At 73.2% G+C, this 19,842-nt stretch carries 21 protein-coding genes and 1 tRNA gene; 16 read left to right on the plus strand and 6 right to left on the minus strand.

Features of this window, described 5'->3' with window-relative positions:
• Positions 1-3: 3 nt before the first annotated feature.
• Positions 4-462 carry a thioesterase family protein gene (locus IEX42_RS08725; RefSeq protein ID WP_188779421.1) on the plus strand — a complete coding sequence of 153 codons (459 nt, stop codon included), beginning with the start codon at positions 4-6 and terminating at the stop codon, positions 460-462.
• 8 nt (positions 463-470) lie between these two features.
• On the opposite strand, the gene IEX42_RS08730 is transcribed toward IEX42_RS08725, so the two are convergent.
• Complete coding sequence (locus IEX42_RS08730; protein WP_188779422.1) at positions 471-908, minus strand: PaaI family thioesterase; 438 nt, start codon at positions 906-908, stop codon at positions 471-473.
• 79 nt (positions 909-987) lie between these two features.
• Here IEX42_RS08730 and IEX42_RS08735 point away from each other — a divergent pair.
• The 3 genes from IEX42_RS08735 (at position 988) to IEX42_RS08745 (ending at position 1,973) form a co-directional block, all read left to right on the plus strand.
• Positions 988-1,061: transfer RNA gene (locus tag IEX42_RS08735), tRNA-Phe, on the plus strand.
• Positions 1,062-1,187: 126 nt separating this feature from the next.
• Positions 1,188-1,508, plus strand: coding sequence for a hypothetical protein (locus IEX42_RS08740; RefSeq protein WP_188779423.1), 321 nt, complete (start codon positions 1,188-1,190; stop codon positions 1,506-1,508).
• A gap of 9 nt (positions 1,509-1,517) precedes the next feature.
• Positions 1,518-1,973, plus strand: a complete 456-nt coding sequence (locus IEX42_RS08745; protein WP_188779424.1) for a GNAT family N-acetyltransferase — start codon at positions 1,518-1,520, stop codon at positions 1,971-1,973.
• A 1-nt stretch (position 1,974) separates the two neighbouring features.
• Here IEX42_RS08745 and IEX42_RS08750 read toward each other — a convergent pair whose 3' ends face one another.
• Both IEX42_RS08750 and IEX42_RS08755 read right to left on the minus strand, forming a co-directional pair.
• The gene (locus IEX42_RS08750; protein ID WP_188779425.1) at positions 1,975-2,265 is read right to left on the minus strand and encodes a DUF1330 domain-containing protein; all 291 of its coding nucleotides are present in this window, start codon (positions 2,263-2,265) and stop codon (positions 1,975-1,977) included.
• Complete coding sequence (locus IEX42_RS08755; protein ID WP_188779426.1) at positions 2,262-2,711, minus strand: hypothetical protein; 450 nt, start codon at positions 2,709-2,711, stop codon at positions 2,262-2,264. The genes IEX42_RS08750 and IEX42_RS08755 overlap by 4 nt, the downstream gene beginning before the upstream one ends.
• Before the next feature lie 106 nt (positions 2,712-2,817).
• Between IEX42_RS08755 and IEX42_RS08760 the strand changes: the two genes are divergently transcribed.
• The 3 genes from IEX42_RS08760 to IEX42_RS08770 all read left to right on the plus strand — a co-directional run bounded on the left by IEX42_RS08760 (position 2,818) and on the right by IEX42_RS08770 (position 6,013).
• On the plus strand, positions 2,818-3,891 hold the full coding sequence (locus IEX42_RS08760; RefSeq protein WP_188779427.1) for an alkene reductase: 1,074 nt from the start codon (positions 2,818-2,820) through the stop codon (positions 3,889-3,891).
• A gap of 86 nt (positions 3,892-3,977) precedes the next feature.
• Positions 3,978-5,000 carry an NADPH:quinone reductase gene (locus tag IEX42_RS08765; protein ID WP_188779428.1) on the plus strand — a complete coding sequence of 341 codons (1,023 nt, stop codon included), beginning with the start codon at positions 3,978-3,980 and terminating at the stop codon, positions 4,998-5,000.
• 50 nt (positions 5,001-5,050) lie between these two features.
• Positions 5,051-6,013: a lipid kinase gene (locus IEX42_RS08770; protein ID WP_188779429.1), complete on the plus strand. Its 963-nt coding sequence runs from the start codon at positions 5,051-5,053 to the stop codon at positions 6,011-6,013.
• A 16-nt stretch (positions 6,014-6,029) separates the two neighbouring features.
• Here IEX42_RS08770 and IEX42_RS08775 read toward each other — a convergent pair whose 3' ends face one another.
• On the minus strand, positions 6,030-6,578 hold the full coding sequence (locus IEX42_RS08775) for a DUF998 domain-containing protein (protein WP_188779430.1): 549 nt from the start codon (positions 6,576-6,578) through the stop codon (positions 6,030-6,032).
• 35 nt (positions 6,579-6,613) lie between these two features.
• A complete protein-coding gene (locus tag IEX42_RS08780) occupies positions 6,614-7,981 on the minus strand; it encodes an AMP-binding protein (RefSeq protein WP_188779431.1) in 1,368 nt (455 codons plus the stop codon).
• Positions 7,982-8,113: 132 nt separating this feature from the next.
• Here IEX42_RS08780 and IEX42_RS08785 point away from each other — a divergent pair, with 132 nt between their 5' ends.
• Genes IEX42_RS08785 through IEX42_RS08825 form a run of 9 tightly spaced genes read left to right on the plus strand, consistent with a single transcriptional unit; the run spans position 8,114 to position 16,362 of the window.
• A complete protein-coding gene (locus IEX42_RS08785; protein WP_188779432.1) occupies positions 8,114-8,935 on the plus strand; it encodes an amidohydrolase family protein in 822 nt (273 codons plus the stop codon).
• A gap of 41 nt (positions 8,936-8,976) precedes the next feature.
• Positions 8,977-9,501: an MSMEG_0572/Sll0783 family nitrogen starvation response protein gene (locus IEX42_RS08790; RefSeq protein ID WP_188779433.1), complete on the plus strand. Its 525-nt coding sequence runs from the start codon at positions 8,977-8,979 to the stop codon at positions 9,499-9,501.
• 10 nt (positions 9,502-9,511) lie between these two features.
• The gene (locus tag IEX42_RS08795) at positions 9,512-10,576 is read left to right on the plus strand and encodes an MSMEG_0568 family radical SAM protein (protein WP_188779434.1); all 1,065 of its coding nucleotides are present in this window, start codon (positions 9,512-9,514) and stop codon (positions 10,574-10,576) included.
• Positions 10,576-11,991 (plus strand): MSMEG_0567/sll0787 family protein, encoded by a 1,416-nt coding sequence (locus IEX42_RS08800; protein WP_188779435.1) that lies wholly within the window; start codon positions 10,576-10,578, stop codon positions 11,989-11,991. Before IEX42_RS08795 ends, IEX42_RS08800 begins: the two co-directional genes overlap by 1 nt.
• On the plus strand, positions 11,988-12,854 hold the full coding sequence (locus IEX42_RS08805) for a carbon-nitrogen hydrolase family protein (RefSeq protein WP_188779436.1): 867 nt from the start codon (positions 11,988-11,990) through the stop codon (positions 12,852-12,854). The genes IEX42_RS08800 and IEX42_RS08805 overlap by 4 nt, the downstream gene beginning before the upstream one ends.
• A gap of 1 nt (position 12,855) precedes the next feature.
• Entirely contained in the window at positions 12,856-13,161 is a 306-nt protein-coding gene (locus tag IEX42_RS08810) for an MSMEG_0570 family nitrogen starvation response protein (protein ID WP_229660969.1), read from the plus strand.
• Positions 13,158-14,438 (plus strand): MSMEG_0569 family flavin-dependent oxidoreductase, encoded by a 1,281-nt coding sequence (locus tag IEX42_RS08815; RefSeq protein WP_188779438.1) that lies wholly within the window; start codon positions 13,158-13,160, stop codon positions 14,436-14,438. Before IEX42_RS08810 ends, IEX42_RS08815 begins: the two co-directional genes overlap by 4 nt.
• Positions 14,435-15,274, plus strand: coding sequence for a carbon-nitrogen hydrolase family protein (locus IEX42_RS08820; protein ID WP_188779439.1), 840 nt, complete (start codon positions 14,435-14,437; stop codon positions 15,272-15,274). Before IEX42_RS08815 ends, IEX42_RS08820 begins: the two co-directional genes overlap by 4 nt.
• A complete protein-coding gene (locus tag IEX42_RS08825; RefSeq protein WP_188779440.1) occupies positions 15,271-16,362 on the plus strand; it encodes an MSMEG_0565 family glycosyltransferase in 1,092 nt (363 codons plus the stop codon). The genes IEX42_RS08820 and IEX42_RS08825 overlap by 4 nt, the downstream gene beginning before the upstream one ends.
• Before the next feature lie 31 nt (positions 16,363-16,393).
• On the opposite strand, the gene ileS is transcribed toward IEX42_RS08825, so the two are convergent.
• On the minus strand, positions 16,394-19,600 hold the full coding sequence (gene ileS / locus IEX42_RS08830; RefSeq protein ID WP_188779441.1) for an isoleucine--tRNA ligase: 3,207 nt from the start codon (positions 19,598-19,600) through the stop codon (positions 16,394-16,396).
• Between the last annotated feature and the right edge of the window lie 242 nt (positions 19,601-19,842).

Raw genomic sequence — 19,842 nt, forward strand, 5'->3', positions numbered from 1 at the left:
GCCGTGAGCGCCGACGACCCGCTCTGCACGTGGCGGGAGGACGTACGTCCCGAGTGGATCGACTACAACGGCCACCTCTCCGAGGCGTACTACGTCCTCGTGCTGGGCCACGCGACCGACGCGGCGATGGAGGTGCTCGGCCTCGGGACGGACTACCGCGAGCGGTCCGGCGCCTCGTTGTTCACCCTCGAGGCGCACGTGCGATACCTCGACCAGATCGGTCCGGGAGAGCAGCTCGAGGCGCGGACCACGGTCATCGGTCACACGTCCAAGCTGCTCCGGCTGTGGCACGAGCTGTGGGCCGACGGCAGGCTGCGTGCCACCGAGGAGGTGCTGGGTCTGCACGTGCAGACCACCGGCGACGACGCACGCAGCGCACCGTTCCCGGAGGACGTCGCCGCCCGGATCGCGGCGGCGCTCACCGACGCCGACCCGGACGCGGGTCGCGCGATCACCCTGTGAGGCTGTGCTCAGAAGCCGCCCGCGGCGATGTTCTGCAGGCGCACCTGGCCCTGCGCGACGCGCTTGCCGTCGGCCTCGGTGACGGTCTCGATCCGCCACAGCTGCTGCAGCCGGCCCTGGTGGACCGGCACCGCGGTCGAGGTCAGCGTGCCCTCGCGGACCGCGCGGAGGAAGTCGGTGGAGTTGTTGACCCCGACGACCTGGCCGCGGTCGCCGTACCAGGTGGCTGCGCCGACGGACGCCAGCGTCTCGAAGACGCTGCAGTGCACCCCGCCGTGGACGATCCCGTACGGCTGGTGCAGCTTCGGCAGCGCCTCCCAGGTCGCGACCACCCGGTCGCCCGTCACCTCCGTGAAGACCAGTCCGAGGTGCCGGACGAACTCTCCGGAGATGTCGCCGGCGATGTCCCCGGTCACCGTGCCGTTCTCACCCGTGCCGTCAGTCATGGCAGCCAGTATCGCGGGGCCGCGCGTTTCGTGGACACCGGCCCGATCGGCTAGAGTCTCGCCCGGTCCCGCACCATGCGGCCAGGTAGCTCAGCTGGTACGAGCGTCCGCCTGAAAAGCGGAAGGTCGGCGGTTCGATCCCGCCCCTGGCCACCCCCCCCCCCGTGTCGATCAGACCCACCGGCAATCGTTGCCGGTGGCCTCGGACGTGGCCCAGCACCTGCGGCCGCTCGCTGGATGTCCCCTCGGCGAGGAGCAGGCCGTGGTAGGTGTACAGACGTGAGCGAATCGGGCGCGCGCGAACCGGTGGCCGCAGAACGGCAGAAGTCGTTCCTCGAACGCTTCTTCTGGCCGATCTTCGTGGTGGTCCTCGTGGTGGTCATCGCTGCGTTCGTCGTCGGGTTCAAGCTCGTCGGTGACAGCTATTCCTCCGAGAGGAAGGAGCTGAACGACAACTACGTCGAGAAGATCGACGTGAGGCCGGGGACCAAGTACTCCAGCGACACCATCATCATCGACGGCGTCTCCCGCTACGACTGCTCGGAGAAGGACGGTCGGCTCGAGTGCGACGACGAGCCCAAGCCGACGCCCGAGCGCTAGGAGGGCCAGATGAGCCGGGTGCGACCCGCGCTGCCCGACGAGGCGCCGACGCTCTCGGCGCTCGCGTTCGAGAGCAAGGCCCACTGGGGCTACTCCGCGTCGTTCATGGAGTCGTGCCGCGCCGAGCTCACCGTCGACCCGGCCGCCTGCGACGGCACGCGGGTCGTCCTCGCCGAGGACGACGAGGGGGTCACCGGGTTCTACCGGATCGGCGGTACGCCCGAGGAGGGCACGCTGGACGACCTCTTCGTCGCACCGGGCCGGATGGGTCGGGGGCTCGGACGGCTGCTCCTCGCGCACGCCGTCCGGACCGCCCGGTCGCTCGGCATGACCTCGCTGTTCATCGACGCCGACCCGCACGCGGTCGGCTTCTACGAGCGCGCCGGCGCGGTCCACGTCGGCGAGGTCGCGAGCGGCTCGATCAGCGGGCGGGTGCTGCCCCAGCTGCGTCTGACCACCGGCTGAGTCAGTCGACGCCGGGCACGATCCGCAGGTCGCGGACCGCGCCGTCGCCGAGCGCGGCGAGCGCCTCGGCGTACGCCTCGCTCGCGTACGCCGCCGTCGCCGCCTCCACGTCGTCGAACTCCACGATCACGGACCGCTGCTCGACACCGTCCTCGAAGACGGCCGCCGGCATCCCCCGAGCGATGAAGCGACCGCCCGCGGCGGCGATCGCGGGACCGGCGAGCTCGGCGTATGCCGCCACCTTCGCCGGGTCGCTGATCTCGCGGTAGGCGCTGATCCAGTACGCAGTCATGCGTCGAGTCTGGCAGCCCGCGCGACACCGGCCACCACCGCGACGTAGACCGCGTGCTGGGCCAGCGAGCTGACCACGACGTCGCGACGCCAGCGCCACGGCGGCGGGGCGCCGCCGACCGTCGGGAACAGCGTCCACGCCATGGCCTGGCAGCCGGCGTAGAACGTCGGCACCGCCGCCGTCGCCGGCAGGCGGGTGCGCAGGAGGTCGTACCCGACGGCGACGGCGGAGCCGTAGCCCCAGTGCGCGAGCAGGAAGTACCCCCGACGCTGCGCCTCGCCGCGCGCCGGTCGGCGCAGGACCGCGCCGACGGCGGTGGCCACGTGCGTGCTCGCGTCGTAGTCGACCGGGTGGTCCAGCCGCGGTCTCAGACGCCGCTCGAGGGTGGTCGTGGCGGTCATCGCGGCGGTCCCCGCCAGCCCGGACAAGAGCGCACGAGTCAGCACGACGCCGATGCTGCCAGGCTGCGAGACCTGCGACACAGGGGGAATCAGAGCCGACCGGTGACGGCTGCGCTGCGTGAACGATCAACCAACCTGCCAGGAGCGACTCGTGACGACAGCCTTCGACCCCATCCGCATCGGCCGCTGGGACCTGCCCCAGCGCTTCGTGATGGCCCCGCTGACCCGCAACCGTGCGCCCGAGGGCGTGCCGGGCGAGCTCAACGCGACGTACTACGGCCAGCGCGCCGGCGCCGGCCTGATCGTCACCGAGGGCTCGCAGCCCAGCGCGGTCGGGCAGGGCTACCTCGACACCCCCGGCTTCCACTCCCCCGAGCAGCTCGCCGGGTGGCGGCTGGCGGCGGACGCCGTCCACGAGGGCAACGGCTACCTCGTCGCGCAGCTGATGCACGCCGGGCGGATCGCGCACCCCGACAACAAGAACGGGCTCGAGTCGGTGGCGCCGAGCGCGCTGCAGGCGCCGGGCGAGATGGTGACCGCGAACGGCCGCACCGAGAACACCGTCCCCCGCGCGCTGGAGACCGACGAGATCCCGGGCATCGTCGAGGAGTTCGTCACCGCCGCGAGGAACGCCGTCGAGGCGGGCCTGGACGGGGTCGAGGTGCACTCCGCCAACGGCTACCTGCTGCACCAGTTCCTCGGGCAGTCCTCGAACGAGCGGACCGACGAGTACGGCGGCTCGCCCGAGAACCGCGCACGGCTGAGCATCGAGGTCACCCGCGCCGTGGCCGAGGCCATCGGCGCCGACCGGGTCGGCATCCGCATCTCCCCCGCGCACAACATCCAGGGCGTGCTCGAGGAGGACCAGGCGGAGACGATCGCGGCGTACCGGACGCTCGTCGACGGCATCGCCGACCTCGGGCTGGCGTACCTCTCGATCCTCGCGGACCCGACCACCGACCTGGTCGCGGACCTGAAGGAGCGCTTCGGCGGCCCGGTGATGCTGAACTCCGGGTTCAGCTCGGTGACCACGCTCGCCGACGTGGAGAAGATCCTCGACGAGGGTCTCGGCGACCTGGTCGCCGTGGGTCGCGAGTTCCTCGCCAACCCCGACCTCGCCGAGCGCTGGCGCACCGGCGCGGACCTCAACGAGCCGAACCCGGCCACGTTCTACGGCGGTGGGGCCGAGGGCTACACCGACTACCCGTTCCTCTCCGAGTCCTGAGGGCAGTACGTCATCGGGCCCGCCGGGAATGACCCGGCGGGCCCGGTTGCTCCCCGGTTGATCAGCCCCCACCACCAGGAGGTCGCATGCGTGCCGTCGTCTACACCCAGCCCGGGGACGCCTCCGTCCTCGACCTCGTCGAGCGCGAGGCGAGTGAGCCCGGCCCCGGTCAGGTACGGGTGCGGCTCGTGCGTGCCGGGGTGAACCCGACCGACTGGAAGTTCCGGGCCGGCGGGATGGGTCCGCTGGCGTTCCCCGAGATCGTGCCCGGGCAGGACGGTGCCGGCGAGGTCGACGCCGTCGGCGCCGGTGTCGAGGACCTCGCGCCCGGTGACCGCGTGTGGGTGATGCTCGCGCAGCACACCCGCCCCGGTGGCACCGCTCAGGAGCAGGTCGTCCTCCCCCGGGCAAACGTGGCGCCGCTGCCGGAGAGCGCGTCGTACGACCTCGGCGCCTCGCTGGGAGTCCCGGCCGTCACGGCGCACCGCGCCCTGACCACGTCGGAGGACTACGGCGACCGGCTCTCGCCGGGCTCGATGGACGGGGCGACCGTCCTCGTCGCGGGCGGCGCGGGTGCGGTCGGGAACGCCGCGATCCAGCTCGCCCGGTGGGCGGGCGCGACCGTGATCACGACCGTGAGCAGTGACGAGAAGGCCGTGCTGGCCAAGGCCGCCGGTGCCCAGCACACGGTGAACTACCGCGACGGCGACACGGCGAGCGCGATCCGGGACCTCGCGCCGGACGGCGTCGACCTCGTCGTCGAGGTGGCGCCGGCGCAGAACCTCGCGCTCGACCTCGCCGTGATCCGGCCGCGGGCGACGATCGCGATCTACGCCAACAACGGCGGCGACGAGGTCACCCTCAGCGTGCGCGAGACGTTCTCCACCAACGTCCGGTTCCAGTGGGTGCTGCTGTACACCGTCGGCGACGCGGCACTGCGCGCGGCCGCCGAGGACGTCAGCGCCGCCGTGGCCGACGGAGCGCTCGCGGTCGGCGACGAGCGCGGCGTCCCGCTGCACCACTACCCGCTCGAGCAGACCCCCGAGGCGCACGCCGCGGTCGAGGCGGGAGCGGTCGGCAAGGTGCTGATCGACGTTTCCGAGGACTGACCCAGCCCGCTCTCAGAGCATCCTCATCCGGGGTGGCTAGCGTCCGGACGATGCCCCCGACTGCCACTCGTACCGTGTCCCTGCTCGTCAACGGTGGAGCACGTCGCGGCCGCGGCACCCTCGCCGCCGCGCACGCCGCCCTCGCGCGCTCCGGGCTCGGGGAGGTCACCGTGCACACCGTCACCGAGGGGGCCGACCTCGCCGGGACGCTGCACGCCATCACGGCCACCGCACCCGACCTGCTGGTCGTCGGCGGGGGCGACGGGACCGTGAGCTGCGCGGCCGGCGCCGTCGCGGGCACGCGTACGACGCTGGGCGTGCTGCCGCTGGGCACCGCCAACGACTTCGCACGCACGTTGCAGATCCCGAGCGAGCTGGACGCAGCGATCCGCACCCTGGTCGAGGGGAAGGTCGTCGACGTCGACCTCGGCCGGGTGGACGGCGCCACGGCCGACAGCCGCGCCCGGGCGTACCTCAACGTCGCCTCGATCGGGCTCTCGACCGGCGTCACGCACGCTCTCTCCCCGCGCGCCAAGCGGCTGCTGGGGCCGGCAGCGTACCCGGTCGCGACCGTGCGCGCCTTCCGCCGGCACCGACCGTTCACCGCGTGCCTGTCGTTCCCCGACGGCGACCACCCCGACCTGGAGATGACCGACCTGCTGCAGGTGGCGGTGGGCAACGGCAGGCACTACGGCGGCGGCAACGCCGTCTCGCCGGTCGCCTCGCTCGACGACCACCTGCTCGACGTGTACGCCATCGGCCGCGGACGCATGCGGGACCACGTCTCGATCGCGCGACTGTTCCGCGACGGGCGGTTCGTCGAGCACGACCGCGTCGTGCACGTGCGCACCCGCCGGGTGCAGGTCCTGACCGACCAGCCGATGCCGGTGAACCTCGACGGCGAGATCGCGGCGCGCACCCCGGCGTCGTTCACCGTCGAGCGCAACGCGGTACGCGTCGTGGTCCCGCACGCCAGCACGGCCGCGACGCTCGACGGTCCGCCCGCGCCGTGACGCGATCCGCCCGCGGTCAGGCCCGCGCCGCGCGCGAGGTCGTCCGGCGCACCAGGGCGACCGCGGCCAGCGGCCACAGCGACTGAGCACCGGCGACCACCCGCTCGACCCCGCCGACCCGCGGGCCGCCGAGCTCGGTCCCCAGCCACGCGGCCAGCGCCCCGAGCCCGATCCCGGCCACCAGCCCGGCGCGCCTGCTCGGCACGTCGGAGAGCAGCGGCCACGCGGCGAGGAGCACGAAGCTCGTGGTCGCCACCGGGACGTGCGCCTGCGACGGCTCGGCGAACACCGCGACCGACGTCGTGGCGACCCCACCCGCGGCGAGCAGCACCCGCGACGCGGGTCGCGCCTCGGTCAGGCCAAGGGCGGTGACCACGTGCGCGACGCCGGTGACGGCGATGCCGGTGGTCATCACCCAGCGGTCGGTGGCGTCGTGGCCCGCGAGGGCGCTGATCGTCTGCGACACCGGGTCGTACGACGCCGGCTGCCGGGTGGCGGCGAGCGTCCAGCCCCCGATCAGTGCCACGGGCGCCACGACGGAGGAGACCAGGACGGATCGGTGCACGAGGCCGATCCTGCCGTACTCCGCCACGCGACGCCCTACCCGCGCCACTCGGCGCGACGCGCCTTGCCCATGTCGTCCCGGAGCCGGCTCGTCGTCTGCTGCCAGGTCGCCGGACGCTGCACCTCGAGCAGCCGCCCGGCGGCCCAGACCCCGATGTCGGCGAGGTCCTCCGGCGCCGTCTCGACGACGGCGTGGACCTGCCCGGACCTCTCGACGACCAGGCAGGAGCGCACTGCCGGGTGCCGCTCGATCACGCCCTCGACGTCGGCCGGCCAGACCGTGCCGTCCGGCGTCCGGACGGCGTCCTCGAGCCGGTCGCCGAGGAAGAGATAACCCTGCTCGTCGAGGTGACCGGCGTCGCCGAGCGTGTGCCAGCCGTCGCGCACCACCGGTTCAGCGCCGAGGTAGGAGTACGTCTCCCGGTCGCGCCGCATCAGCACCTCGCCGGTCTCCCCGAAGCCGCACCCCGTCCCGTCGGCACGGACCACCCTCAGTCGCGTGCCGCCCGTCGGCCGCCCGACCGAACCGGGGTGTGCAAGCCACTCCTCGCCCCCGATGCAGGTCAGGCCCTGCGACTCGGTGCCGGCGTACACCTCCACGACCCGCTCCGGCCCGAGCCACCCCAGCCACTCCCGCTTCAGCCAGGGCGGGCAGCGGGCCCCCAGGTGCAGCACCGACTCCAGCGAGGACACCTCGGCCGAGGCTCGTCGTGGCGAGCGCCAGACAGCGAGCATGCTCGTCGGGGACAGCAGTCCCCACGTGACGTCGTGGGTCTCGACCAGCCGCAGCCACTCAGCCGGGTCGAAGGCCGTCATCAGCACCAGCGTGTGACCGCACATCAGCCCCCGCATCGCGTACGTGAACGGTGCCGCGTGGTGCAGCGGCGCCGCCACCAGCTGGACGGCGTCGCGGGGGACGAACGCCGCCGGGGAACGGTCCGGGTCCCACGTGGCAGGCGCCGCTGCGCGGACGATCTTCGGCCGCCCCGTGCTCCCGGAGGAGGTGGGCGCCTTCCAGCAGGAGGCGGCCAGGTCGGGCAGCTCGGCGCACGGCGGCAGGTCGTCGACCAGCGGCGGGTCGTGGTCGACGAGGAGAGGGGCGGCGGCGAGCTCGAGCACGTCGCGTCGTTCCCCCTCCGGCAGCGACGGCGGGACCGGCTGCGGCGTGGCCCCGGCTCGCCAGGCCGCCACCGCCGCGACGACGAACCCGATCCCACTCTCGAGCACGATGCTCACGTGGTCGTCGACCGCGAGCCCGCCGCGGCGCCAGTGCGCGGCGAGCCGCCGCGTCCACTCCCCCAGCTCGCGCCTGGTCAGCGCGGCCCCGCCGCAGCGCACGGCCACCCGGTCCGGGTCGCGCCGCTCGAGCTCGTCGAGCGCGGCAGCGATGGTCGTCTCGCTCACGGCTCCACGCTAGGCGCCGCGACACGGCGCGGCCGCCCAGCGACGACCACGTAACACGACGCTCACACGAGTGAGCGCGAATCGTATTCCGCTCGGAACCACTGCGAAACAAGGCGCACGTTGACTCTCGTCATGGAACGGACACACGACGCGCACCGGCACATCGGGGTGCTGCCGTCGTACCCCTTCTACGGCGGCCCGCCGATCAGCCCGGACACGACCGCTGTCGCCTCGGTGGAGGAGCTCATCGCGGACCTCGACGAGCACCGCATCGAGCGGACCCTCGTGCTGCCGAACTACGGCGTGCCCGACCCCCAGGCCTCCTTTGACCTCAATCCCCTCGCGCTCGAGGCCGCGCAGCGCGACGACCGGGTGCGGTGCGGGCTGTGGGTCTCCCCCAAGGCCTCCGACGCGTTGCGCAACGACGCGGCGCTCGCACTCGTCGCCGAAGCCGGCGTCGCGGCGCTCAAGACCAGCTTCCTCCTCGGCGGCTCGGTCGACGACCCCGACTGCGCCGAGCAGCTGGACCGGATATTCACCACGGCCGCGGACCACGACCTCGTCGTCCACGTGCACACCTCTCCCGGTGGTGCCTCCGACATCGACGCGATCGGCACGCTCGTCGAGAGGTACGGCGACGCCACGAAGATCCACCTCGTCCACCTCGGCGGCGGGATGAGCGGGCACATGAAGCTGATCGGCGGCCGGTTCTTCGACTGGGTCGAGTCCGGCAAGCAGGTGTGGACCGACACCTCCTGGACGATCGGCTTCGCCCCCGCCTGGCTGGTGGCCGAGATCGAGCGGCGCGGCGTCGGGCACGACCGGGTCCTCTTCGCCACCGACACCCCGTGGGGCGACTACGCCGGCGAGCACGCCCGCCTGGCCGCCGCGGCCGGGGACGGCTCGCTGGCCCGCGCCTTCTTCACCGAGAACTTCGAGTCGCTCTACGGCTGACCCCAGCAGATCCGATGAACCCCACCCACCAGGAGGCACCAATGTCCGTGTACGACGACGAGATCCTCGCCAACATGCAGACCTCGCTGGGAGAGGTCCCGCACCCCTCCCAGGCCAAGGGCACCGACCTGTACGGCAGCACGAAGCTGTTCCCCGACTACCAGGCGTCGGAGGGCCAGTCCTGGCTCACCCTCGTCCACGGGATCCCCCACGAGAGCTCGGTCAGCTTCGTGGCCGTGCTTCAGTCCACCCGCGCGCTGCGCAAGGGCTTCGACACGACCCTCTACTTCTACGGCCCCGGAACGTTGGCCTGCATGGACACGCGCGGGTTCCCCACCACCGGCGACGGAGCCTTCCCCGGCAACCAGAACATGAACGACTCGATCAAGACCTTCATCTCGGAGGGCGGCACGGTCCTGTGCTGCCGCTTCGGCCTCGCGCTGCACGGCTGCCGCGAGGAGGACCTCATCGAGGGCGTCGTCCCGGCCCACCCGCTCGACGTCCAGGACGCCGTCATCCACTTCGCCAACAAGGGCGCGGTGATCAACTCCTGCTACAACCTGTGAGGGACGACCCGTGACGACAGCGCGCTCGACGCGGGTCGACGTCGCGATCCAGGGGATCCGCCTCCTCGACGCTCCGGTGTCGAGGCGGGCGGGAGCCGGGCCCAGCGACGACGGCCACGTGCTCCTCGACGGGGTGGGCGCGGCCATCCCGCTCAACCCCCGCAGCCCGTACTCCGTGCGCGGCGGCAAGCTCCTCCTCGACGGCGCCGACACCGGCATGGGCGTGGAGGCTGTCGCCCGACCGCGGTTCTACGACCTCACCACCGCGGACGGGGTGTCGTACGAGCAGATCGCCCGCCTGCACTCCTCGCACGTCCTGGCCACGACCGTGGTGCAGACCTGCGCACGGTACGACGAGGACGAGCGCTGCCGGTTCTGCGCGATCGAGGAGTCCTTGCGGCAGGGGGCGACCGTGGCGGTGAAGACGCCGGCCATGATCGCGGAGGTCGCGGTGGCCGCGCACCGCCTCGACGGGGTCAGCCAGGTCGTGATGACCACCGGCACCTCCCGGGGCCGCGACCGCGGCGCCACCCACCTGGCCCGGTGCGTCCGCGCGGTGCACGAGGTGCTCCCCGACCTGCCGGTCCAGGTGCAGTGCGAGCCGCCGGCAGACCTGGCCAGCATCACCGAGCTGTACGAGGCCGGGGCCCGCTCGATCGGCATCCACGTGGAGTCGCTGGACGACGACGTACGCCGCCGCTGGATGCCCGGCAAGGGCTCGGTGCCCATGGCGGAGTACCGCTCCGCCTGGGCCGAGGCCGTCCGGGTCTTCGGCTGGAACCAGGTCTCGACCTACCTCCTGGTCGGCCTCGGCGAGGACCCCGACGAGCTCGTCGCCGGCGCCGAGGAGCTGATCGCGATGGGGGTCTACCCGTTCGTGGTGCCGTTCCGGCCGCTCGCCGGGACGCTGGCCACCGACGTCGACGGCGTCGCCGCGCCCGATCCCGCCGTGGTCGCCGACGTGACGTCGCGGGTCGCGGCGGCGCTCCGCGCCGCCGGCATGGCGGGCGCCGACCAGGCCGCCGGGTGCGCGGCCTGCGGCGCCTGCTCCGGCCTGTCCTGCGAGGGGGCGTGATGAGCGGCGCGACGGTCGTCTCACCTGCGTCCTGCGTCCTGACCGGGCCGGCGCCGGGCCCCACGGTGGTACGCGCCGATCCCGGTCGGGACGCCGCCGGCCTGCGGACGTACGCCGCCCTGCGGCACCGCGCCTTCGTCGAAAGCCAGGGGCTCTTCGAGCACCACGACCTCGACGACGCCGACACCGACCCGCGCACCGTCGTCCTGCTGTCCCGCACGGCGTCGGGTGTGGTCGTCGGCGGCGTCCGCCTCCATCCGGTCACCGACGGGAGGGACCTCGGGTGGTGGCAGGGAAGCAGACTGGTCGTCGCACCGGGCAGTGCCCCCGGCACCGGCACCGCACTGGTCCGCGCGGCCTGCGCGACGGCCGAGGACCTCGGCGCGCTGCGCTTCGAGGCGTGCGTGCAGGCCCGCCACGAGGCGCTCTTCACCGGGCTCGGCTGGCAGCGGCTCGCCCCGAGGTCGCTGCACGGCGTGCCGCACGTCGACGTCCGCTGGCCCGTGGGCCGGGTCGCCCGGCTGGTCGCCGCCACGAAGTCGCCGCTCGCCGGTCTGGTCCCCGCGCTCGTCGGCGCCGCCCCGGCCGGGCACGTGCCCGGCTTCCTCGGCGACGACGGGGCACCGCTCGCCGGCACCGACGTGGTCGCCGCGTGCGACGCGATCCTGCCCTCGATGGTCGAGCGCGACCCCGAGTGGGCCGGCTGGTGCGCGGCCCTGGTCAACCTCAACGACCTCGGCGCCATGGGCGCCACCCCGGTCGGGCTGCTCGACGCCGTCGGCGCCCGCGACGCCGCCGCCGCGCGCCGCGTGCTGCACGGACTGGCCGAGGCCTCCCGCGCCTGGGCCGTGCCGGTCCTCGGCGGGCACACCCAGCTCGGGGTGCCGGCCTCGCTCAGCGTCACCGCCCTCGGACGTACGACGACCCCGGTCCCGGGCGGCGGTGGTCGCCCCGGCCACCGGCTGCGCGTGACCGCGGACCTGGGCGGCGGCTGGCGCCCGGGCTACGCCGGGACCCAGTGGGACTCCTCGTCGCACCGCACCGGTGCTGAGCTGCGCGCCCTCGGTGGCGTCGTCCGCACCCTCGACCCGGCGGCCGCGAAGGACGTCTCCATGGGCGGGCTGGTCGGGACGCTCGGCATGCTCGCCGAGGCCTCCGGGTGCGGCGCGGTGCTGGACGCGGCCGACGTGCCGACGCCGGGCACGTCGTCGTACGCCGACTGGGTGACGTGCTTCCCGGGGTTCGCGATGCTCACCGCGCACGAGGACGACGCGGACGTCTCGGGCCTGCCCGGCTTCGTGACGTCGCAGGCGTGCGGGGAACTGACGAGCGGCTCCGGGGTCCGGCTGCGCTGGCCCGACGGCGAGGTGACCGAGGTCCTGACCGGCCCGGTGACCGGGCTGGGGGCGGCGTGAGCACCGCGGTCGCGGCAGTGGCCGCACCCTTCGGTCGCGACGTCGAGGACAACCTGGCCCGCATCGCGTCCCTCGTCGATGACGCCCGTGCGCAGGGCGTCGGGCTGCTGGCCCTCCCCGAGGCGTGCCTCGGTGGCTACCTCTCCGTGCTCGGCGCAGGCCGCGACGGCAGCCACGACGAGTCGCCGGACTCGCTGCCTCCGGCGATGGACCTCGACGGCCCCGAGCTGCGCCGGGTCGCCGAGCTGGCCCGGGAGATGACGCTGGTCGTCGGCTTCTGCGAGTCCGACGGCGCCGAGCGCTACAACAGTGCGGCTGCGGTGACCGGCGACGGGGTGCTCGGTGTGCACCGCAAGGTGCACCAGCCGCTCGGCGAGGACGCCCACTACGCCGCCGGCTCGGAGCTGGCCGCGATCGACAGCCCGGCCGGCCGCCTCGGCCTGCTGATCTGCTACGACAAGGCGTTCCCGGAGTCGGCGCGTGCGCTGGCCCTCGACGGCGCCGAGACGATCGTCTGCGTCTCGGCCTGGCCTGCGTCGCGCACCGCGGCGTCCGACGACCTCGCCGAGGACCGCTGGACCCGACGCTTCACCCTCTTCGACCGCGCACGTGCCCTGGAGAACCAGGTCGTCTGGGTGGCGTCCAACCAGTCCGGGACCTTCGGCTCACTGCGCTTCGTCGCCAGCGCGCAGGTCGTCGGACCCGGCGGCGACGTGCTGGCCACGACCGGTACCGCCGAGGGCCTGGCCGTCGCGCGGGTCGACGTCGCCGCGGAGGTCGCCGCTGCACGGCGGTCGATGTTCCACCTGCGCGACCGCCGACCGGAGGTCTACCCGAGCGGTCAGGAGGCCGTCCTTGCCTGAGATGACGTTCACCGTGCGCTGGCCCGACGGCGTGGTCGAGGAGTGCTACTCACCCTCACTGGTGGTCCACGAGCACCTCGAGGCCGGGACCGACTACCGGGTCGAGGAGTTCTCGCGGCGGGCCACCTACGCACTGAGCATCGCCGGTGACCGGGTGCAGGAGATCTTCGGCTTCGCCTGCACGTCGGCGATCTCCACCACCGAGCAGATCCAGACGCGTGCGGCGGCGTACGCCCCGGACGAGGTGGTGCGCGTCCTCGGCATGCACGACGGCGAGTCCCGTGCCAGGCCGGAGCAGCGGGCATGAGCGGGCCCGAGGAGGTGCCGGTCGTCATCGTGGGTGGCGGCCAGGCAGGGCTCTCGGTGAGCTGGTTCCTGGTGCGCGACGGAGTGCAGCACGTCGTGGTGGAGGCGAACACCGCCGCGCACGAGTGGGCCGACAGCCGCTGGGACAGCTTCACCCTGGTGACCCCGAACTGGCACTGCCGACTGCCCGGCTACGCCTACGCCGGCTCCGACCCCGACGGCTTCATGACACGCGAGGAGGTCGTCGACTGGCTCGCGGGGTACGTGGCCTCGTTCTCGCCGCCGCTCGTCGAGCACACCCGGGTCACGTCCGTGGCCGAGCACGAGGACGGCGGCTTCACGGTCACGGCCGAAGGCCCCGGCGGCGTGCGGTCCTGGTCGGCCGCGCAGGTGGTGCTGGCGACCGGCGGCTACCACGTGCCGATCGTGCCCTCGTGGGCGCCGTCGCTGGACCCCTCGGTGGCCCAGGTGCAGTCGGCGGACTACGAGCGGCCCGACCAGCTGCCCGAGGGAGCGGTGCTCGTCGTCGGGTCGGGCCAGTCCGGCGCCCAGATCGCCGAGGACCTGCACCTGGCCGGGCGTCAGGTGCACCTCGCGCTCGGCGACGCCCCGCGCGTGGCCCGCACATACCGCGGCCGGGACACCATGACCTGGCTGGCCCAGATGGGCCTCTACGACACCCCGGTCGCGTCGTACCCGGGCGGTCTGGCGGCCCGCGAGAAGACCAACCACTACGTCACCGGCCGCGACGGCGGCCGCGACATCGACCTGCGCCGCTTCGCCGCGGAGGGGATGAGGCTGTACGGGATGCTCGCCGACGGGGCCGGCACCCTGCTGCGCTTCCTGCCGACCGCCGAGTCCGCGCTGGACGACGCGGACCGGGTCTACAACTCGATCTGCCGCGACATCGACGCCTACGTCGAGCGCGAGGGCATCGACGCACCGCCGGGCAGTCCGTACGAGCCGGTCTGGCGCCCGGGGTCCGAGACCACGACGCTGGACCTCGCCGAGGCGGGCGTCGGCAGCATCGTCTGGGCGATCGGCTACCGCCCCGACTACCGGTTCGTGCGGGTCGGCGCCTTCGACGGGTCCGGCCGCCCGACCCACACCCGGGGCGTGAGCGCCGTGCCGGGGCTCAGCTTCGTGGGCCTGCCCTGGCTGCACACCTGGGGCTCGGGACGCTTCCTCGGCGTCGCCGCTGACGCCGAGCACGTCGCCGACCACGTCGTCGCCGCGGTGCGCGGCGACCTCGCCGCCCCGGGGGTCGGGCGCTCGTGAGGATCGGGGCGGTCGCCGCCCACTTCGGCCGTGACGTCGAGCGGTCGGTGGTCAAGGTCGAGGGCATCATCGCCGAGGCGCGCGGCGCCGACGTCGACCTGCTCGTCCTGCCGCACGCCAGCCTCGGCGGATACCTCACCGACCTGCAGCACCCCGCCACCGACGACCTGCCACCGGGGCTGCGCGAGGACGGCCCCGAGATCGCCCGGCTGATCGCGGCGTGCGGGCCGCTGGTGGTCTGCCTCGGCTACTCCGAGGCGCTCGACGGCCCGCGCCCGCTGGCCGGCGCAGCCCTGTGCCTGCACGGCGGAGGCGTGCTCGGACGGCACCGCAAGGTCCACCAGCCGCCCGGTGAGCGCAGTGTGTACGCCGCCGGGGACCGGTTCGCGGCCTTCGACACCCCCGTCGGGCGGATCGGCATGCTGATCGACTACGACAAGACCTTCCCCGAGGCCGCGCGGGCCCTGGCGCTGGACGGCGCGACGACGATCGCCTGCCTGTCTGCCTGGCCGGCCAGCGTCACCGACCGGACCCGGCGGCTGACCCACGACCGGCAGTCCCGGCTGTTCGACCTCTACGACGCCGCGCGGGCGGCCGAGAACCAGGTCGTCTGGGTCTCCTCCAACCAGACCGGGCTGATGGGCACGCTCCGCTTCCTCGGCCGGGCGAAGGTCGTGGGTCCGGGCGGGGACGTCCTCGCCCGGACGACCGGCAAGGGAGCGATGGCGCTCACCGACGTCGACGTCGACCTCGAGGTCGCCCGCGCACGACGACAGCTGCACCACCTCGACGAGCTGATCGCGCTCACCGACCGCGTCGACGGAGTCGTCCGATGAGGGTCGCCCTGCTGACCTACTCGACGCGCCCGCGCGGCGGGGTCGTCCACACCCTCGCGCTGGCGGAGGCGCTCGCCCGGCTCGGCGAGGAGGTCCACGTCTGGACCCTCGGCCGCGGCGGCGACACCACGTTCTTCCGTCCCGTCGACCCGGCGGTGACCGTGCACGCGGTGCCGTTCGCCGCGGCCGAGGAGGAGGCGGTCGGCCCGCGGATCGTCCGCTCGATCGCGGTCCTCGCCGACGCGTTCGCCGGTGAGCGTGCGTCGTACGACGTCGTGCACGCGCAGGACTGCATCTCGGCCAACGCCGCGCTGCCGTGCGTACGCACCATCCACCACCTCGACGACTTCGCCACCCCCGAGCTGGCGGCCTGCCACGAGCGGGCGGTCGTCGAGCCCACCGTGCGGATATGCGTCTCGGCCGCCGTCGCCGAGGAGGTCCGCGCCGGCTGGGGGCTGCGGCCGACCGTCATCCCCAACGGCGTCGACGCCGCACGCTTCGAGGCCGGCGCGACGGACGGCGCCGGACGGGCGGCGTGGTCGGACCGGCTCGGCGACTACGTGCTCGCCCTCGGCGGCATCGAGCCCCGCAAGGGCAGCCTGGACCTGCTCGAGGCGTTCGCCCGGCTGCGCGAGCGACGACCCGGGCTGCGGCTGGTGATCGGCGGCGGCGAGACGCTCTTCGACTACCGCGACTACCGCGCCCGCTTCGAGGCCCGCGCCGCCGAGCTGGGAGTGGTGCCGGAGGTGCTGGGCGTCCTGCCGGAGGACGACCTGCCGTCGCTGATCGCCCAGGCCGGAGCGCTGGCGTTCGTGTCCACGAAGGAGGGCTTCGGCCTGGCCGCGCTCGAGGCCCTCGCCGCCGGCGTGCCCGTCGTCGCCCGCGACCTGCCGGTGCTGCGGGAGGTGCTGGGCGAGACGGTGTCGTACGCACGCGACCAGGCGGGCATCGCCACGGCTCTCGACCGCGCGCTGAGCGACGCGCTCGACCCCGCCCCGGGCCGCGCGCTCGCCCGCCGGTTCACCTGGGACGCGGCCGCCCGCGCCCACCGCGAGCTGTATGCGTCGCTCGCCGGCGTACCACGCTGACGGGGCCCGCACCGCGTCCTGGGTCAGCGACTCACGCCCGCTCGAGGCTGATCGTCACGCTCTCGCCGTCGGCCAGGGCCGCGGACTCGCCGTCGACCGGCGCACCGGTGACGGAGTACGACGTGGCCAGCACCTCGCCGGAGATGAGGTCGGCGTACGCCTCGGCAGCGTTGCGGGCCGCCTCGCTGCCGCCGAGCACCAGGCTGATCCGGTCGGAGACGTCGAGTCCGGCGGACCGGCGAGCCTGCTGCACTGCGCGCACCACGTCGCGGGCCAGCCCCTCGGCGGCCAGGTCGGGGGTGACGCGGGTGTCGAGGACGACGAAGCCGCCCCCGGGCAGCACGCCGAGCGCCGTACCCTCCTCGGCGGCCTCGGCGACGGTCTCCAGGGAGTACTCCCCCTCGACCAGCGCCAGCCCGCCCGCGGTGACGGTGCCGTCGGCGGCGACCGACCAGTCGCCGGACTTCGAGCCCTTGATCGCCACCTGCACGTCCTTGCCCAGCCGCGGTCCGGCCGCGCGGGCGTTGACGGTGAGCCGCTGCGCCACGCCGTACGACGACGCCTCGTCGGAGGAGGTGCCGATCACCCGCACCGAGCGGACGTTGACCTCGTCGCCGACGATGGAGGCGAAGTCAGTCAGCGCGTCCGGGTCGGGCACGACCACCGTCAGCGCGGCCAGCGGCAGCCGGGTGCGCAGCTGCTCGGCCTTGCGCAGGGCCGAGGTCGCCGAGCACACCTCGCGCACCTCGTCCATGGCCGCGACCAGCGCGTCGTCGGCCGGCAGCTCCTCGACCGAGGGCCAGTCGGCCAAGTGCACTGAGCGCCCGCCGGTCAGGCCGCGCCAGATCTCCTCGCTGATCAGCGGCAGCAGCGGGGCCGTCGTACGGCACAGCACGTCCAGGACGGTGGCCAGCGTGCCGAAGGCCCCGACGTCGACAGCGCCTGCAGCCGCCCAGAACCGCTCCCGCGAGCGGCGGATGTACCAGTTCGACAGCACGTCGAGGAACGACCGCGTCGTGTCGCAGGCGTCGGCCACGGCGTAGGCGTCGAGCTGGGCGGTGACCGAGGCGACGTACTCCCTCGTCTTGGCCAGCAGGTAGCGGTCCATCGGGTCGCTCGACGCGGTGGACGCCACGGCGTCGTGGCCGGCGGCGTTGGCGTAGAGCGCGAAGAAGTACCAGCTGTTCCACAGCGGGATCAGCACCTGTCGCACCCCGTCGCGGATGCCCTGCTCGGTGACGACGAGGTTGCCGCCGCGCAGGATCGGGCTGGCCATGAGGAACCAGCGCATCGCGTCGGCGCCGTCGCGGTCGAAGACCTCGCTGACGTCGGGGTAGTTGCGCAGCGACTTGCTCATCTTCTCGCCGTCGGAGCCGAGCACGATGCCGTGGCTGATGCAGTTCTCGAAGGCGGGACGGTCGAAGACACCCGTGGCCAGGATGTGCAGGGTGTAGAACCAACCGCGCGTCTGGGCCATGTACTCGACGATGAAGTCGGCCGGGAAGTGCCCCTCGAACCAGTCGTCGTTCTCGAACGGGTAGTGCACCTGCGCGAACGACATCGACCCCGAGTCGAACCAGACGTCCAGGACGTCCGCGACCCGGCGCATCGTCGAGCGACCGGTCGGGTCGTCGGGGTTGGGCCGGGTCAGCTCGTCGACGAACGGCCGGTGCAGGTCCGGGTTGCCGTCGCGGTCGCGCGGCAGGTCGCCGAAGTCGCGCTCGAGCTCGGCGAACGAGCCGTAGACGTCCAGGCGCGGGTAGGCCTCGTCGTCGGACTTCCACACCGGCACCGGGCTGCCCCAGAACCGGTTGCGGGTGATCGACCAGTCCCGGGCGTTCTCGACCCACTTGCCGAACTGGCCGTCCTTGACGTGCTCGGGGACCCAGTTGATCTGCTGGTTGAGCTCGCCCATCCGCGCCTTGAACTTCGTCACCTCGACGAACCACGACGAGACGCCCTTGTAGATCAGCGGCTCGCGGCAGCGCCAGCAGTGCGGGTAGGAGTGGTCGTACGTCTCGCGCCGCAGCAGCACCGTCCCCGGCGTCACCGAGCCCGTGCCCGCCTTGAGGTCGTCGATGATGTGGGCGTTGGCGTCGAAGACCTGCATGCCGGCGTACTCGGTGACCGGCGCGGTGAACCGCCCGTCCTTGCCGACCGGCATCACCGCCTCGATGCCCTCGCGGTCGGTGACCACCTTGTCGTCCTCACCGAACGCACCGGCGGTGTGCACCAGCCCGGTGCCGTCGGTGGTGGTGACGAACTCCGCGGTGACCACGCGGAAGGCTCCTCCGTGACCGCGGTAGTACGAGAACGGTGGGTCGTACGTCGCACCCGCCAGCGCCGCCCCGGTGGTCCGGGCGACCACCTCGGCCCCGGCGAGCTCGCGCTCGTACGCCCCCAGCCGCGCCTCGGCGAGGACGAAGCGCTCTCCGTCCTTTTCCACGACCACGTAGTCGATGTCCTCGCCCACCATCACCGCGAGGTTCGACGGCAGCGTCCACGGCGTGGTCGTCCACACCAGCGCCTTCGCGCCGGCGTGCTCGCCCGAGGTCAGCTCCACGCCGACCGTGACGGCCGGGTCCTGGCGGTTGCGATACGTGCCCTCGTCCATCCGCAGCTCGTGGTTGGACAGCGGCGTCTCGTCGTTCCAGCAGTACGGCAGCACCCGGAAGCCCTCGTAGACCCAGCCCTTGTCGTAGAGCTGCTTGAAGGCCCAGATCACCGACTCCATGTAGTCGGCGTTCATGGTGCGGTAGTCGTGCTCGAAGTCGACCCAGCGCGCCTGGCGGGTGACGTAGTCGCGCCACTCGCCGGTGTACTTCATCACCGAGGCCCGGCAGGCCTCGTTGAACTTCTCGATGCCGAGCTCGAGGATCTCGTCGGTGGTCTTGATCCCGTTCAGGCGCATCGCCTCGAGCTCGGCGGGCAGACCGTGGGTGTCCCAGCCGAACCGGCGCTCGACCCGGCGTCCGCGCATCGTCTGGTAGCGCGGGACGAGGTCCTTGACGTAGCCGGTGAGCAGGTGGCCGTAGTGCGGCAGACCGTTGGCGAAGGGCGGTCCGTCGTAGAAGACGAACTCGTTCGACCCGCCCGGCCCTGCGTCGCGCTGCTCGACGCTGGCGCGGAACGTGTCGTCGTCGGCCCAGTAGGCCAGCACCGCCTCCTCGACCTCCGGGAAGCGCGGGCTGGCGGGGACGTCGTCGCGGCCCGTGGCGGAGACCCGGGGATAGGTCATGGGCGGTGCTCCTGGTCTGGTCGATGTCGTGTCGTGCTGGACACGAGGACGACGAGAGCCGCGGTACCACCTCGATTGCCCCGGGCGGGGCCACTTCGTTGCGGGCTGTGACGGGCCCACCCGTTCGGGTCTACTTGGTCGCCCGAGATGGATCAGTGGACGACTGTTCTTCCGAAGGCTCGCCGCTGATGACGGCTCGAACGCCTCTGAGCGCTCATGCTACAGCCCGCTCCGGTGCCGAG

This window comes from Marmoricola endophyticus (assembly GCF_014644415.1).
Taxonomy (GTDB): domain Bacteria; phylum Actinomycetota; class Actinomycetes; order Propionibacteriales; family Nocardioidaceae; genus Marmoricola; species Marmoricola endophyticus.

Bases quoted from the DNA above. Each gene is read 5' to 3' on its own strand.
- IEX42_RS08815 (WP_188779438.1), top strand. From the start codon at position 13,158: ATGAGCGGGCCCGAGGAGGTGCCGGTCGTCATCGTGGGTGGCGGCCAG.
- IEX42_RS08790 (WP_188779433.1), top strand. From the start codon at position 8,977: ATGTCCGTGTACGACGACGAGATCCTCGCCAACATGCAGACCTCGCTG.
- IEX42_RS08825 (WP_188779440.1), top strand. From the start codon at position 15,271: ATGAGGGTCGCCCTGCTGACCTACTCGACGCGCCCGCGCGGCGGGGTC.
- IEX42_RS08800 (WP_188779435.1), top strand. From the start codon at position 10,576: ATGAGCGGCGCGACGGTCGTCTCACCTGCGTCCTGCGTCCTGACCGGG.
- IEX42_RS08750 (WP_188779425.1), bottom strand. From the start codon at position 2,265: ATGACTGCGTACTGGATCAGCGCCTACCGCGAGATCAGCGACCCGGCG.
- IEX42_RS08730 (WP_188779422.1), bottom strand. From the start codon at position 908: ATGACTGACGGCACGGGTGAGAACGGCACGGTGACCGGGGACATCGCC.
- IEX42_RS08745 (WP_188779424.1), top strand. From the start codon at position 1,518: ATGAGCCGGGTGCGACCCGCGCTGCCCGACGAGGCGCCGACGCTCTCG.
- IEX42_RS08785 (WP_188779432.1), top strand. From the start codon at position 8,114: ATGGAACGGACACACGACGCGCACCGGCACATCGGGGTGCTGCCGTCG.
- ileS (WP_188779441.1), bottom strand. From the start codon at position 19,600: ATGACCTATCCCCGGGTCTCCGCCACGGGCCGCGACGACGTCCCCGCC.
- IEX42_RS08810 (WP_229660969.1), top strand. From the start codon at position 12,856: ATGACGTTCACCGTGCGCTGGCCCGACGGCGTGGTCGAGGAGTGCTAC.
- IEX42_RS08765 (WP_188779428.1), top strand. From the start codon at position 3,978: ATGCGTGCCGTCGTCTACACCCAGCCCGGGGACGCCTCCGTCCTCGAC.
- IEX42_RS08770 (WP_188779429.1), top strand. From the start codon at position 5,051: ATGCCCCCGACTGCCACTCGTACCGTGTCCCTGCTCGTCAACGGTGGA.